Annotated in this window: 13 protein-coding genes and 1 tRNA gene; 6 read left to right on the top strand and 8 right to left on the bottom strand. The window is 58.8% G+C overall.

The window, feature by feature from the left end:
- Positions 1 to 8: 8 nt before the first annotated feature.
- Positions 9 to 1,166 (bottom strand): cystathionine gamma-synthase, encoded by a 1,158-nt coding sequence (locus MHX61_RS02685; RefSeq protein WP_239192280.1) that lies wholly within the window; start codon positions 1,164 to 1,166, stop codon positions 9 to 11.
- A gap of 142 nt (positions 1,167 to 1,308) precedes the next feature.
- Between MHX61_RS02685 and MHX61_RS02680 the strand changes: the two genes are divergently transcribed.
- Complete coding sequence (locus tag MHX61_RS02680; protein WP_204611122.1) at positions 1,309 to 2,319, top strand: mechanosensitive ion channel family protein; 1,011 nt, start codon at positions 1,309 to 1,311, stop codon at positions 2,317 to 2,319.
- Complete coding sequence (locus tag MHX61_RS02675; RefSeq protein WP_239192278.1) at positions 2,320 to 2,703, top strand: globin; 384 nt, start codon at positions 2,320 to 2,322, stop codon at positions 2,701 to 2,703. It abuts the gene before it with no gap.
- A 95-nt stretch (positions 2,704 to 2,798) separates the two neighbouring features.
- Here MHX61_RS02675 and ald read toward each other — a convergent pair whose 3' ends face one another.
- From ald to MHX61_RS02645, 6 genes are all read right to left on the bottom strand, one after another.
- The gene (gene ald, locus MHX61_RS02670; protein WP_204611120.1) at positions 2,799 to 3,890 is read right to left on the bottom strand and encodes an alanine dehydrogenase; all 1,092 of its coding nucleotides are present in this window, start codon (positions 3,888 to 3,890) and stop codon (positions 2,799 to 2,801) included.
- 256 nt (positions 3,891 to 4,146) lie between these two features.
- Positions 4,147 to 4,785, bottom strand: a complete 639-nt coding sequence (locus MHX61_RS02665; RefSeq protein WP_204611119.1) for a hypothetical protein — start codon at positions 4,783 to 4,785, stop codon at positions 4,147 to 4,149.
- Between the two features lie 42 nt (positions 4,786 to 4,827).
- The gene (locus tag MHX61_RS02660; protein WP_204611118.1) at positions 4,828 to 5,244 is read right to left on the bottom strand and encodes an acyl-CoA thioesterase; all 417 of its coding nucleotides are present in this window, start codon (positions 5,242 to 5,244) and stop codon (positions 4,828 to 4,830) included.
- Between the two features lie 25 nt (positions 5,245 to 5,269).
- Positions 5,270 to 6,940, bottom strand: a complete 1,671-nt coding sequence (ettA, locus tag MHX61_RS02655) for an energy-dependent translational throttle protein EttA (protein ID WP_204611117.1) — start codon at positions 6,938 to 6,940, stop codon at positions 5,270 to 5,272.
- Between the two features lie 119 nt (positions 6,941 to 7,059).
- Positions 7,060 to 7,704, bottom strand: coding sequence for a single-stranded DNA-binding protein (locus MHX61_RS02650; protein ID WP_198491965.1), 645 nt, complete (start codon positions 7,702 to 7,704; stop codon positions 7,060 to 7,062).
- Between the two features lie 182 nt (positions 7,705 to 7,886).
- Positions 7,887 to 9,938, bottom strand: coding sequence for a cytochrome c oxidase assembly protein (locus tag MHX61_RS02645; RefSeq protein WP_239192275.1), 2,052 nt, complete (start codon positions 9,936 to 9,938; stop codon positions 7,887 to 7,889).
- A gap of 66 nt (positions 9,939 to 10,004) precedes the next feature.
- Here MHX61_RS02645 and MHX61_RS02640 point away from each other — a divergent pair, with 66 nt between their 5' ends.
- The 3 genes from MHX61_RS02640 to cmrA all read left to right on the top strand — a co-directional run bounded on the left by MHX61_RS02640 (position 10,005) and on the right by cmrA (position 12,390).
- Complete coding sequence (locus MHX61_RS02640) at positions 10,005 to 10,922, top strand: LysR family transcriptional regulator (protein ID WP_239192273.1); 918 nt, start codon at positions 10,005 to 10,007, stop codon at positions 10,920 to 10,922.
- A 39-nt stretch (positions 10,923 to 10,961) separates the two neighbouring features.
- Positions 10,962 to 11,035, top strand: a tRNA-Arg gene (locus MHX61_RS02635).
- 554 nt (positions 11,036 to 11,589) lie between these two features.
- On the top strand, positions 11,590 to 12,390 hold the full coding sequence (gene cmrA / locus MHX61_RS02630; RefSeq protein WP_239192271.1) for a mycolate reductase: 801 nt from the start codon (positions 11,590 to 11,592) through the stop codon (positions 12,388 to 12,390).
- Here the strand turns inward: cmrA and MHX61_RS02625 are convergent.
- Positions 12,387 to 13,934: a sodium:alanine symporter family protein gene (locus MHX61_RS02625; RefSeq protein WP_239192269.1), complete on the bottom strand. Its 1,548-nt coding sequence runs from the start codon at positions 13,932 to 13,934 to the stop codon at positions 12,387 to 12,389. The genes cmrA and MHX61_RS02625 overlap by 4 nt on opposite strands.
- Before the next feature lie 211 nt (positions 13,935 to 14,145).
- Between MHX61_RS02625 and orn the strand changes: the two genes are divergently transcribed.
- Positions 14,146 to 14,793: an oligoribonuclease gene (orn, locus tag MHX61_RS02620; RefSeq protein WP_239192266.1), complete on the top strand. Its 648-nt coding sequence runs from the start codon at positions 14,146 to 14,148 to the stop codon at positions 14,791 to 14,793.
- Positions 14,794 to 14,837: the final 44 nt, after the last annotated feature.

Here is a 14,837-nt window from a genome sequence, read left to right as displayed (position 1 = left end):
GCCGCGGCCTATAGCGCGTCGAGGGCCTGCTCCAAGTCCGCGAGCAGGTCATCGATGTCCTCGATACCGATGGAGATGCGCACCAAATCCTCCGGCGGCACCAGCTCGGACCCTTCCGCGGATACGTGCGTCATATTCTTTGGATGCTCGATGAGCGATTCCACCCCGCCCAGCGATTCTGCCAGGCAGATAAGCCGCGTATTGAGGCAGATCTGCTTGGCATGCTCCGCGCTGTGGAAGCGCACGGACATCATGCCACCGAAGCCACGCATCTGCTGTGCCGCCAGTTCATGCCCTGGGTGCTCCTTGAGGCCCGGGTATAGCACCTGCTTGACCTCGGGTCGCGCCTGCAAGAATTCCGCTACTCGCTGCGCATTCGCGCAGTGGCGGTCCATGCGCACCGACAGCGTCTTAATACCGCGGGCGGTTAAGTAGGCGTCGAAAGGCGAGCTCACCGCACCCACATTGCCCTGGAAGTACAGCAGGCGCTCGTCTACGTGGGCGTCATTAGTAACTACCGCGCCACCCAGTACATCGGAATGCCCGCCTAAGTACTTGGTGGTCGAGTGCAGCACGTGGTCGGCGCCAAGTTCCAGCGGGTTCTGCAGGTAGGGCGTGGCAAAAGTATTGTCCACCAGCACCTGCGCATTGCCCTTAATCTTGGCCACCGCGGCAATATCGGTGATGTTTAGCGCCGGATTGGTGGGCGTTTCTAACCAGATGAGCTTGGTATTTTCTTGGACCGCGGCGGCAACCGCTGCGGTATCGCTGGTGTTCACGATGGACATCTCCACGCCCCACTCGGTGAAATCATTGAGCAGGCGGTAGGAACCACCGTAGGCGTCATTGCCTAAAATGACGTGATCTCCTGGGCGCACTAGGATGCGGATCAGCGTATCGGCGGCAGCCATGCCGGAAGAAAACACGCGCGCATACTCCGCGCCCTCCAATGCCGCTAGGGTGCGCTCGAGCGAGCGCACGGTCGGATTGGCCACTCGGCCGTATTCGAATCCGCCGCGCAGCTGCGCCAAACCGTCTTGCGCAAACGTGGTCGAGGCATAGATGGGCACGTTGATAGAGCCCATGTGCGGATCCGGGTGATAGCCGCCGTGGATGGAACGGGACGTAAAGCCTTGAGCGAGGTTCTGCGTGCTGCCTTCTGTCATAGCCACACAGTCTAGACCAAGCTGTTCATTTCCTACGGGCAGATGAGTATTTATTTTCACAAACCTTAGCCTGGGGCCCGTCGAACTTTCAGGAGCAACCCCTACAATGGGCGTGGTTCCCATTGTCCACGACTAAGAAAGAATGATGAATACGCAATTCTTAGCCTCCGCCGCTTCCACCACGGACTCGGCCGTCGAGTCCGTGTCCAATTTTTGGAATGACGAGAAGGTGCAAAGCTGGCTTATCGAGCGCCCCATTCGCATCGCCATCATCCTTATTCTGACCATTATCGCCCACTGGCTCCTCCGCCGAGTCATCAACAAAGTGGCCGAAAATAGCATTAAATCCTCCGGACTAGATAAGCAGCGCCTGCGCGGGAAATTCAAGGACCGCGCCAATCGCCCCGAGCTCAGCCAACAAGAAGAGGCCATGCGCCAAACCCGCGAGACCCGGCGCGCCTCCCGCATCAAGACACTTGCCGGCGTAGCCCGTTCTGCCGCCGCCATCTTCGTCTGGGTGTGGGCGATTATCGCCATCCTGGATGAGTTAGAGGTCAACGTAGCACCGCTTATCGCCTCCGCCGGTGTCATTGGCGTTGCCCTCGGCTTTGGCGCACAGGCGCTGGTGAAGGACTTCCTTTCCGGCATCTTCATGCTCATTGAGGACCAGTACGGCATTGGTGACGTGGTTGATTTGGGCAATGGCGTCTTTGGCGATGTCGAGTCCATCTCCCTGCGCATCACCACGGTCCGCGATATCGATGGCGCCCTGTGGTACGTGCGGAATGGTGAAATTCTCCAGGTGGCCAACCACTCTGATGAGTACTCCGTTGCCCGCATCCAGATTCCGGTAGGTCTTTCTAATGACCCAGAGGTTGCTGGCGAAGTCATTGAGAAGGCAGTGAAAGAAGCCGCACAGGACGATAAGGTGCGCAAGCTCATCCTCAGCACGCCACGTGTGGACGGCATGTCTGGCTTTGAGCCGGATTATGTATCCTTCCGCGTCTCGACCAAGACCTTGCCAGGCAAGCAGTGGGACGTTCAGCGTTTCCTGCAGTCCCGCGTGCTCAATGTCATGCACACTAAAGGTATTACTACCCCCTACCCTCACGGCATCGGCATTCCCGATCCCCGCAAGGAAGAAGAAGAGTAAATGGATTCTGTTTATGAGGCCATTGGCGGCATGAAAACCTTTGAGCGCCTCGTCCACGGCTTTTATTCCCAAGTCAAAGAGGACGATGTCATCGGCCCAATGTACCCCGATAATGACTGGGAAGGCGCCGAGCAGCGCCTTACCTGGTTCTTGGCACAGTATTGGGGTGGCCCGCAGCTCTTCTCTGAAAACCGCGGCCACCCGCGCCTGCGCATGCGCCACGCCCCTTACCCCATCGATATAACCGCGCATGACCGGTGGTTAGAGCTTATGGGTAACTCCCTCGCCAAGATCGACGAGGAAACCATCCCACCGGCCTACCGCGAGATGATCTGGGATCATATGCAGCGCGTAGCAGCCATGATGATCAACAAAGCGCCCTAGCCGCCCGTTGTCGCCCGCGCACAACATGAGCCCGGCCCCCTTTGACGGAGAGCCGGGCTCATGGTTTATCTAGCGCGCGGGATGCAACGCGGTGCTTAGTCGTCCCAGTCAAAAGCCTTACGCACAGGCTCGGACACCAGACGACCGCCTCGGGTCATCACACCGCCTTCTAGGCCTGGGAAGCGCTTGATGGCGGCATCCAAGTTGTCCTTGGCTACCGCGCGGATATACGGCAACGTCGCAGACGATAGCGCGCGGGTCGAGGTATTAGCCACCGCGCCTGGCATATTAGCCACGCAGTAGAACAAGGTGTCGTGCACCTTAAAGGTGGGATCATCGTGGGAGGTCTTCTTCGAGTTTTCGAAGCAACCGCCCTGGTCGATGGCCACGTCCACGAGAACAGCGCCCTTCTTCATCTTCTTCACGGTCTCCTCGCGCACCAGTTTCGGCGCAGCGGAACCTGGAATGAGCACGGCACCGATGACAAGGTCAGCTTCCTGTAGCTCCTTTTCGATGGTGGCCGGATCCGAGATCAGAGTGCGCACGCCACCGGCGTACTGGTCATCGAAGCGCTGCAAGACGTGTGGATCAAGGTCCAGCACGGTGACTTCGGCGCGCAGGCCGTGGGCCATCGCAACGGCGGAGGCGCCAACTTGGCCGCCGCCGATCACGACGACACGTGCCGGCTGGGTGCCCGGAACGCCAGAGACCAGCAAACCGCGACCGCCCTGGGTGGACAGCAGGTGGTGGGTGCCTTCGATAACGGCAAGGCGACCAGCCACCTGGGACATTGGAGTCAGCAGAGGCAAAGTACCGTGGCGATCGGTGACCGTTTCATAGGCAATCGAGGTGGTATCGGCCTCCACCAGTGCCTCCGCCAGCGGGCGGTCCGCAGCGAGGTGAAGGTAGGTAAAGACGGTAAGGTCCGAGCGCAGGTACTTGTACTCGGACTCGAGTGGCTCCTTGACTTTGAGCAGCAGTTCCGCTTGCGACCACGTCTCTTCCGCTGAGTCCACAATTGTGGTACCGGCATCCTTGTAGGCAGAATCGGGGAAGGATGCGCCTTCACCGGCACCGGTTTCAACGTACACTTCATGGCCATCAGCAACGAGGGTTTGCGCTCCCATAGGAGTGAGAGCCACGCGGTTCTCGTTATTCATGATTTCTTTTGGTACCGCAATACGCATTACACCGTCTCCTTGTAGGTGCAGGAAATTACTTTTACAGTTCCAGAGTAACGCAGCACACGTTTAGCTGGATGTCTAATCTAAAACTCACATAGCCGAAAAAGCACGAACCTATATGACTACCGTTATTGTCCTGCTAGACGAGGGTTTTGCGAGATAAGCACCACTCCTCACCCTCCCAAAGGTGGACCGCTTTTGGGGGTCCATGTTCTCCGAGGAGGAGGCCCTCGCCGAGTCTTGCGGTAGATGGATGGGCTTAAAACAGCGAGAGTCGGGTGGACCGATAAATGCTGCCGAAGGGGGCGTCGAGACGCACCCAGCGGCCCAGCTGAGCCACGCGCAAGTGGCGCGGCACGTCCATCGGGGCGGAAAATCCAGGGATAAGGCCCAGATTGGTACACGCAAAGATCATGCGCATAGGGATTTCCACCGTGGCGCCATCGTCTTCTACAGTAACGACGGTTTGATTCAAGAGGCTGGACGGCGGGCCCATGGGCCCAGAAAATTGTCGCGTCAGTTGTTGGCCTTTATCGGAGAGCTCGCGCACCACAGTGACCGGCAATGTATCGACCACGCTATAACCAGTGGCCGGCGGCAGGGCTCCTGGCCATGACGGATCACGGGCGGGGCCCAAATCGAGAGTCCCGGTTGACTCATGTTCCTTGAGTTGCTCGGCCAGCGTGCCGGCAGAAACCACCGCCCCATCGCGGGAAGCAACGCCTTGGACGCGGCGGGAGGCAACCACCTCGAAGGGGGTGGTGACAAAGACATCGACGACGTCGCCAGTCAGCTGGCGCAGCCGTACCGAGGCACCCGCGTCCAAGCCGACTGCGCGCGTGACAAGGGCCCGAAGGCCAGGTCCACCGCTTCCAATTTCTAGAGTCTCGGTGACCATACCTTCGGGCCCTGCCTTTCTTTTCTTTGCTCTGCGCCGCAGTTAGTTGGCTGCGGTATTTTGCAGAATATCCTTTTCCTGTTCCGTCAGCGGGCGCGGGGTCTGCTGCTGGCGGTCGACGACTACCTGCACGCACTCCACAGTTGCCGCGACTTCCCCTTGGTCATCCTTGACCTGCTGGGTAGTGGTAAACGAGGTGGTGCCAATCTGCGAAATGGTAGTTTCTACCTCCACCGTAGTGGTGTCCTTAAACTCCATCGGGCGCAGGAAATCCACATCGAGGTGGCGCACGAACGCAATGAAATCGAGGCCTTTGGAATAGATATGTTCCTTCGCAAAAGCCAGGCGCGCTTCCTGGGCAAGCTCGATGTAGTTTGCGTTCATCATGTGGCCGTACATATCAAAGTCCGACCAGCGGGTCTGAATACGGTACGTGTGCACGCTTGGGGTTGCCATCATTCTCCTCAGTTAAGGCGTCAGCTTCTTAGCGGGTCAGCTTGCGGTGGGTCACACGGGAAGGACGGGCTGCCTCTTCACCGAGGCGGTCGACCTTGTTCTTCTCGTAATCGCCGAAGTTACCCTCAAACCAGAACCACTGGCCTTCTTCCACGTTGCCCTCCCAGGCCAAGATGTGGGTACAGGTGCGGTCCAGGAACCAGCGGTCGTGGGAAATGACCACGGCGCAGCCCGGGAACTTCTCCAGCGCGTTTTCCAGCGAGCCGAGGGTTTCCACGTCCAAGTCGTTGGTCGGCTCGTCAAGGAGGATCAGGTTGCCGCCCTCCTTCAGGGTCAGCGCCAAGTTCAGGCGGTTGCGCTCACCACCAGAAAGCACCTTGGATGGCTTCTGCTGATCCGGGCCCTTGAAGCCGAACGCGGACAGGTAAGCACGCGAAGGCATCTCGTTTTGGCCAACGTGAATGTAATCTAGGCCGCCGGAGACAACCTCCCAGACGGTTGCTTCAGGGTCGATGTTCTCACGGTTCTGGTCCACGTAGGACAGCTTGACGGTATCGCCCACCTCGACGGAACCGGCATCCGGCTGCTCCAGGCCAACGATGGTCTTAAACAGGGTGGTCTTACCCACACCGTTCGGGCCGATAACGCCCACGATGCCGTTGCGCGGCAGGGTAAAGGAGAGGTCCTTAATCAGGACGCGGTCATCGAAGCCCTTCTGCAGGTCCTTGACTTCCACGACCTTATTGCCCAAGCGCGGCGGGGTAGGAATCTGGATCTCTTCGAAGTCGAGCTTCTTGTACTTCTCGGCCTCGGCAGCCATCTCCTCGTAGCGCTCCAGACGAGCCTTGTTCTTGGCCTGGCGGGCTTTTGCACCGGAGCGAACCCACTCCAGCTCGTCCTTCAGGCGCTTGCGCAGCTTCGCATCCTTCTTGCCAGCAACCTCCAAGCGCTCCTGCTTCTTATCCAGGTAGGTGGAGTAGTTGCCCTCGTACGGGTAGAGCTTGCCGCGGTCAACCTCACAGATCCAGCCCGCGACGTGGTCAAGGAAGTAGCGGTCGTGGGTCACGGCCAAGACAGCACCCGGGTAATCGGCCAAGTGCTTCTCCAGCCACTGCACGGACTCGGCGTCCAGGTGGTTCGTAGGCTCGTCGAGCAGCAGCAGGTCCGGCTCAGTGAGCAGGAGTTTAGCCAGCGCTACACGACGGCGCTCGCCACCAGAAAGGTTGGTCACTGGGGCGTCGGAAGGCGGGCAGCGCAAAGCTTCCATGGCCTGCTCGATCTTGGAATCAACCTCCCAAGCATCGGCGGCGTCCAGCTCTTCTTGCAGCTTGCCCATCTCTTCCATGAGCTCGTCGCTGTAGTTGGTGGCCATTTCCTCGGCGATCTGCTCGAAGCGCTGCTTCTTTTCAAAGATATCGCCCAAGCCCTCTTCGACGTTGCCGCGTACGGTCTTCTCGTCATTGAGCGGCGGCTCCTGCTGCAGGATGCCCACGGTGGCACCCGGATCCAAGAAGGCCTCGCCGTTGGAAGGCTGATCCAGGCCGGCCATAATCTTCAGAATGGAGGACTTACCGGCACCGTTAGGGCCGACCACACCAATCTTGGCACCTGGGTAGAACGCCATTGTTACATCGTCAAGGATGACTTTATCGCCAATTGCCTTGCGCACGTTTTTCATCGTGTAGATGAATTCGCCCACTTTTACCCCTTTGCAAAAATTTGGGAGACGTATTTATCTACACAAACACTACATCAGAACCACCGCCCAAGTGCCTCGGGTCAGGTACACCCGAGGCGATCAAGCCGGTGGGGAAACGCTTAAGCGTTCACTGGGGCGGATTCTGCCTCGGCAGCCTCCTCTTCCACCTCGGCGTCGTCGAAGGAATCTTCTTCCCCACCACGTGCGGCTGCGGCGCGCTCGGCTAGATAGCGGTCCGCCGCGGTATCGGCAGCGGTATCTCCCTGCCCCGCCTGCTGCGGTGGGAGGCTGTGGTCCACATCCGGTTCGATGGCGTTATCCCCCAGTTCTGGGACCGCAATATTTTCCTGGTTGTACTGCGGAGCGAGACGCTTGGTACCGATAACGTGGCGGTTCAGGTCCAGGCCCACATACTGTGCCTTAATGAACGTGCGGAAGTGATCGGTGCCCTGGTCATCGCGCCATTGTTCGGTAACTAAGGAGCCCACGATGACCAAAGGCATGCCCTTGGCTAGGGATTTGCGCACATTGATGGCGAATTGATTCCACATTTCGACGTCGATGTAGAGGTGGTCCACATCGCGCCACTGCGGGGCCTTGGGGTTGTTTCCTTCCGGGTCATTAGCGCCGGCATCGACCTGACGGTCCGGAATTCGGCGGGAAGAGGCGACGCGCAGCTTAGCCTTATAGGCCCCAGTTGAGGTCTTGGTCAGGATGGGATCGCGAGTAAGGCGACCGGTCAAAGTAATTGGGTATTGGGACATGGTGCTAGAAAATCCTTTGCTGGATAGTTGGATAGGCGAGTTCGGTTTTCCTCGCTCGCTTCCACATCCTGATGCCGGCGCGCAACCTGCACCATGCCGGCAACCCCTACCCTGTGAATAACTTGTTGTACCCGTCAACAAAACTCGGGTTTGGGGGCAATTTTGGGCCGGTTATCCACAGGCTAGCGCCCGCGGAAGCTCGATTCATCGCCGTGACCCATATCCTGGAGCATCGCGTTATAGCGTTCCAATTCGGCATCATCGTCCGCATCCGCCTGCATATCGTGGCGGCGAGCCGTAGCGCGATCATCACTGAGCCAATCCAGGAAGAGTTTGCCAAAGACGATAACCAGCGGGAACTGGCCAAAGCCCCACGCGATGCCGCCACCTACGCGTTGGTCTTGGAGCAGATCCTGATCCCAAGGCAGCTCCAAATACTGGTAGAAGTCTGCACCCAACACACTTTGCAGCTGCATCAGGTACACGCCGGCAAAGAGGTGAAATGGCATGGAAAGGAACAGCACGGCCAATCGGAACGGGGTGGAGTGGCGCTTGGGAAGTGGATCCGGCCCGATGATTTCCCAGAAATAGAAGCAGCCGGAGATGATGAACGTGAAGTTCATAATGAGGTGGCCCGCGTGCTCGGAGATGGCGAATTGATATAGGCCCGGGAACAAATACAGCACGTAGAGGAAGAATAAGTACTGCAGGAGGTTGACGAACGGATTCGTAATAAAAGCGACGATCTTGGACTGGGTGGCCGCCAGTGCATAGTCGTGCAGGCTGGGCTTCCCCTTCGGTCCTGCCTCAAAGGCCTCCATAAGCAGGGTCAGTGGCGCACCCAGAACGAGCAGGAGCGGGACCGCCATCGACAAAATCATGTGCACCAACATGTGCATGGAGTACATCGCCGGCATGTACAGGCCTAGACCGGTAGACATCACCAGGGTCAGGCCCAGCGCGCCGCACATAAACCATGCGGTGCGCCCCTTGCTCCAGGTCAGGCCGCGCTTGTGTACGCGGTAGACGCAGTACCCATAGGCCGCAGCCAAAAGCAGGCCAATGGTGCCAAACATGATGTCAAAGCGGAACATGGTCCACACGTTGAGCACCGTGGGCTTTTCAAACAGCTCATAGCCCATCAGAATCTGCATCGAGTTGAGGTTGGGATCCCGCGGTGCGGGCGGCACAGTGCGGCCCAGCGTGATGGCTACGCCAATGGTGGCGGCCATGACCGCTACTTCCACGATGGCAATACGAATAAAAAGACGCGGGTTCTTGCCCAGCTGCGGGATGGTGAGCTCGCGGTGAGCGAGGCCGAAAATGCCCAGCAAAATCGTCAGCACGAACTTGGTAATCAGAATGATTCCGTACGCAGAATCCACCAGATCGGAGATATTCATGCGGATGAGCGTGTTAATCAAGCCCGAAACAGCGAGCACCACAATGGCCATAAAGGCGATGCCGGAGTAGCGCTTCACCGCAAAGGCAAGGTTGGGGCCAAGGCGCCGACCATGGGCGATAAGCGCCATAAGCCCGCCTACCCAAAGCATGACAAAGACCAAGTGCCACAGGAGCGAGTTGGTGCCGTAATCATGGTCACCGCCCGCCGCGGAGTGGCCCTCCATGCCAATGGGTACGACCTGCATTATGGACAAGAAAAGCAAGACCGGCTGCATGGACCAGCCGCGGCCCACGAGCCCGAGAATGCCCACAACCAGGGCAATGGCCACGGAGATTGCCCACACGATGGTGGTGGAAATTTCCGTCAGAGCCATTTTCATAATGGAAGGCTCGAATACCTGGAAAAAGGGCGCGCCGGTGAGGTCGGACATAATGAGCGGGATTTCCACGAGCCCCACGGCCGCCATGCCAAAGGAAGCCCACGTACCAGTGCGCGCGGCGATGTGGCCGTCGACGGACAAGGGGGCATCGATAAGCGCGGCATTGTCCCCGCGCGGAGCGATGAGGAACGACGAGGCCAAGAATGAGCCCACGGACAAAGCCATGAGAATCCACGCCACACCTCGAAAGAGCGGCAGGCCAAAGGTGGTTATGCGGCCGGGGTCCGGAATGCCCAGCGCCGCCAGGGAATCGGCCAGGAGGAACAGGGAAATAAAACCGGCAAGCAGGCCGGCAATAAGCATCGCTGCGATATAAATTCCCCAGGAAGAGCGGGGCTTCTTACCCGCTACGTTCACACTGTTAACCTGCTCATTTGCCATAGTGCGCATTGTATAGCGCGACCTAGTTTCTCACCTAACACACATTTTGTCTTTACATGTGCCATTATGGAGCTTATGGACACCCGTCAACTTCTTTATTTTCGCGCCGTTGTAGACAATGGCTCCTTCACGCACGCTGCCGAATCACTCGATATGACCCAGCCATCTCTGAGCCTTTCCATCCGGAAGCTAGAAAAGGAGCTAAACGCCCAGCTGCTTTCGCGCGGTCGCTCCGGAGTCTCCACCACTGAGGCTGGCGATTATGTCTACGAAACGGCCGTTAAGGTTGATGCGCTGCTGAGCGAAACCCAGCGCCATATCAGCGAAATCACCGGCGACAAGGCCAGCACCGTGTCGCTAACCTCCGGCGCCATATTGAACTGGGAATTTACCCCTGCCGCCCTGGCCGAGCTCAAGCGGATTTACCCCACCGCCAATATCTCGCTGGACGACGCCGAACCGGCCACCGCCATCAAACACCTACTGGATGGCCAGGTGGACCTAGCGCTCTTGCCGACGTCCGATCCGAAGGCCTTCATTCGCCGCTACTCCCCCGAACTCACCGTCCACCAGGTGGCCACGTTCGATTACTCCGTCGCCCTTCCCCAGCGCCTCGCCGAGTTGGAATCCCCCGTCTCCCTCGCCGAGCTGAAAAAGGAAACTTGGCTTGTCCCACCGCGCAGCCGCGAACTTCCTGAACTGGCCGAGCTCTACCATGACCTGTGGAATAGCCGACCGAGCCTCAAGCCGGAAAAGACCCAGGAGGTCGCCAGCCTTAATGGCGCGATTCCTATGGTCTCCAGTGGCCTCGGCGTCAGCATCGTGCCCAATTGCGCACCTACTGTGCAGCCACACGGCATCATCACCCGCCCCATTGCTGATGACCTGCCGCGCTACTACGCCATCGTGGCCTACCGCACGGATCGCGAGCTGACCGCAGCTGCCCAAGACTTGGTGGACATCCTGCGCACGCCGCAGCGCACCCTGGCTTAGGTTTCCCCGCCCTCGTGGGCTACTATGAGTGCGTTGTAAGCCCCCATAGCTCAGTGGATTAGAGCAGTGGGTTTCTACCCCATGTGTCGCGGGTTCGAATCCTGCTGGGGGCACCGCTGTCATGAGTCGCGACATGTTTGACAGATGAGTCGCGACATCGTTAACAAACCGGCATTCCAGTTGCTTTTTGTTCTGGGGTGCCGGTTTCTTCGATCAGGCGAGCAGTGCCAGGGCGCATCGTTCCAAGCAGCAGTACCAAGACGCCGTAAGAACACCTACGTCTGACGGGCGGAGCCCTCTCCCTCTTGGGCTCTAGAAGGTGCCTTAGGCCCTGAATGGCCGCACTCTATTTCGACGCCACCGGATTGGCGTACAGCTTTGACGATGGCCATATTGCGGTTAGGACTGTTCATAGTGTCAAACATGTCCCGACTCACCAGTCAAGCATCACCCGACACGGTAAGGTAGCCCTAAGCGTCAAATATGTCGCGGCTCACCTGTCAAGCATCACGACGATTCCCTCAGGCACAGACTGTCAAATATGTCATGAACTCAGACACTGCTGGGGGCACCGCGCGAAAGCCTTGAGGCGCCGAGTTTCTCGCCGCTTCAAGGCTTTTTGTTTACGCTAGGACTCACCATGCCCCCACTCCGGAAAGGCTTAACCATGTCACTTCCCGCCCCTTCCCGCACGTCCTATGCCCTCATTACGGGCGCCAGCCAAGGCATTGGCAAGGCCATGGCGCAGGATTTCGCAGCCCTGGGCTATAACGTCATCCTTGTGGCCCGCCGCCGCGAGGTCCTGGAGTCCATCGCCGCCGAGCTCGAGCAGCGCCATAATATCGAGGCCATTGCTCTACCGGCGGATCTAGCGGTAGCTGACGACGTCGCCCGTGTGGCCGAGACCATCGCCACCCGCGAGGTGTCGATCCTGGTCAACTCCGCCGGCATCGCCAGCTTCGGCCCCTTCATGGACCAAGACTGGTCGTACGAGACGACACAGTTCGAGCTCAACGGAACTGCCGTCCACCACCTCACGCGAGCCGCCTTGGAACAGATGCTGCCTCGCCGCAGCGGCGCCATTTGCAATGTCGGCTCTGCCGCGGGCAATATCCCCATCCCTAATAACGCCACCTACGTTTTCACCAAGGCGGGCGTCAATGCGTTTACGGAGGCCCTGCACTACGAGCTGAAGGGCTCCGGCGTCTCGTGCACCCTGCTCGCCCCCGGCCCCGTACGCGAGGCCACCATCGCAGAAGAAGACCAGTCGATCGTGGACAAGGTGGTACCGGACTTTTTGTGGACCACCTACGAGTCATGCTCCCAAGAAACCATCGAGGCCATGCGCCGCAATCAGCGCCGCGTGGTGCCCGGCCCGCTATCTAAGGCGATGAATACCCTCAGCCAGGTGCTGCCCACCCCGGTGATTGCACCGCTGGTAGGCAGCTTCTACGCCAAGATGGGCTAGGCCCCGGCGCCTTCTAAGTCCTTGTCTTTGTCTTTGAGCATGCTGCCCTCGCCGCGTGCTCGTTTGCGCTCTACCCAGAAGTCCGCGTTCTTGATACCCAAAGCTTCTGGGTCGAACTGCGGATCCTTGCCGGCCTTCTTCTGCTTTTCGTAGTCCTTGAGTGCCTTAAGCGCAGGGACCTGCAGAAAGAGGATGGCGATGATATTGAGCCATGCCGTCGTGCCGACGCCGATATCGCCCAGCGCCCACGCCGCACCCGGAGTGGTGGTGGCACCAACAATGACAGAAACAATAATCAGCGCGCGCAGCACCCAAATCAGACCACGGCGGGCCGTGCGGGAGCGGACCCAACGGTTGAAGTAGGTCAGGTTGACTTCGGACATGTAGTAGTACGCCAGGACCGTGGTAAAGGCGAAGAAGGCAATGGAGACGGCAATGAAGGTTGGGCCCCAACCGGCAAAGACGCTATCGAGGCCGGACTGCACGTAGCCAGGGCCAACCTCGACGCCATCAGGAAGCGAGCCTTTGTAGACCACTTCGCCGTCCTCGGAGCTGCCGCGGAAGACGGTGTACATATCCGTAGAAATAATCATGAACGCGGTGGCCGAGCAGACAAAGAGCGTATCGACGTACACCGCGAAGGACTGCACAAAGCCCTGCTTAGCGGGGTGGGAGACCTCGGCGGCTGCAGCGGACTGCGGGCCGGTACCCTGGCCGGCCTCATTGGAGTAGATGCCGCGCTTAACACCCCACATGATGGCCGCGCCCAGCATGCCGGAGAATCCGGCTTCCATATTGAATGCGGACCTGAAGATGAGCCCGAAGACCTCCGGAATCTGCGAGAAGTTCATACACATGACCACCACGGAAATCACGATATAAATGACCGCCATGAATGGCACAACAATAGTGGCGAAGGTCGCAATGCGCTTCACGCCGCCAATAATGATGATGGCCAGAATGCCCGCCAAGACGACGGCTGCCCAAGTGGAGTTAATCCCCCACGCGGTATCGGCCGCGGCGGCCACCGCATTGGCCTGGATGGCAGGCAAGAAGTAGCTGGTAGCCAAGATCATGGCGACGGCAAACACGATGCCATAGACCACCATGAAAGGCGCCGCCTTAGTGTGCTTGTAGGCCTTTTCGATGTAATAGGCCGGCCCGCCGCGGTACTCACCGGTGTCCTGGTCCTTCTCCTTGTAAATCTGCGCCAACGTACTCTCGATGAACGAGGTGGACGAGCCCAACAGCGCCACTGCCCACATCCAGAACACGGCACCAGGCCCACCGAAGGAGATGGCTGTGGCCACGCCGGCGATATTGCCCACACCCACGCGGCCAGAGAGCGAGACCATCAAGGATTGGAAGGAAGACACGCCATCGGCGGATTTTTCTCCGTTAACGATCTGCTTGAGCATGTCCGGGATGCAGCGCACCTGCAGGCCGCGTGTCACCACGGTGAAATAGATACCCGCGCCGAGGCATAAAAACACCAAGACGGGGGACCAAATTACGGTATTGAGGGCATCGAGGAAGTTTGCCATCTGGTCTCTCCTAAGTCTGTCGCACCTCCCGAATGAAGAGCGATTAACCAGAGTATGCCCTAACTCACATCTGCGAGTGAGGCAAATCACCGATTAATTTTATGCAGTACGGTGCCACACTTTCTAAAAGGTTGCGCTGCCCAGTAGTAATCGCCCCTCCTGAGCACCCCAGCTCGTACCCCATACAGGGGTAAAAGCACGCGGGCGTAGAATGGACTGCATGCCACATTCCGAGATAGCCGCAAAACACGACCGCCTCGTCTGGATCGATTTGGAGATGACCGGCCTCGACCCCGAGCGCCACGTCATCGTTGAGGTCGCCGCCGTCATCACCGATGGCAACCTCAACATCCTGGGCGAAGGCATCGACCTCGTCGTCCACGCCACCGAGGATGAGCTGGCACAGATGGATTCCTTTGTTACACAGATGCACGCTAAGTCCGGGCTGGATAAGGAAATCCGCGAGTCCACCACCTCCATCGGAGAAGCCGAGGATGCCGTACTCGCGCTCATCAATGAGCATTGCGATCCGGAGCACCCCGCCCCCCTGGCCGGCAACTCCATCGCCACAGATCGCACCTTCATCCGCACTTATATGCCGCGGCTCGATAGCGCCCTGCACTACCGCATGATCGACGTCTCCACCATCAAGGAGCTTGCCCGCCGGTGGCACCCGCGTGCTTACTTCAACCAGCCCGATAAGGGCATGGCCCACCGCGCACTGCAGGACATCATCGAATCCATCCGCGAGCTGGACTTCTACCGCCGCAGCGTCTTCCGCACCGACGAGGGCCCCACCTCCCCCGAGGCGGAGGAGATCAAGGCCGAAACCACCGCAAATTACCAGGCGTTTTTGTAATTTAGGCGGCGTGAGTTAACCTATATCTCGTTGCTTTCACGCAG

Source organism: Corynebacterium sp. ACRPF (assembly GCF_022347395.1).
GTDB lineage: Bacteria > Actinomycetota > Actinomycetes > Mycobacteriales > Mycobacteriaceae > Corynebacterium > Corynebacterium tuberculostearicum_D.
This window is presented reverse-complemented; position numbering and strand designations above follow the sequence as displayed.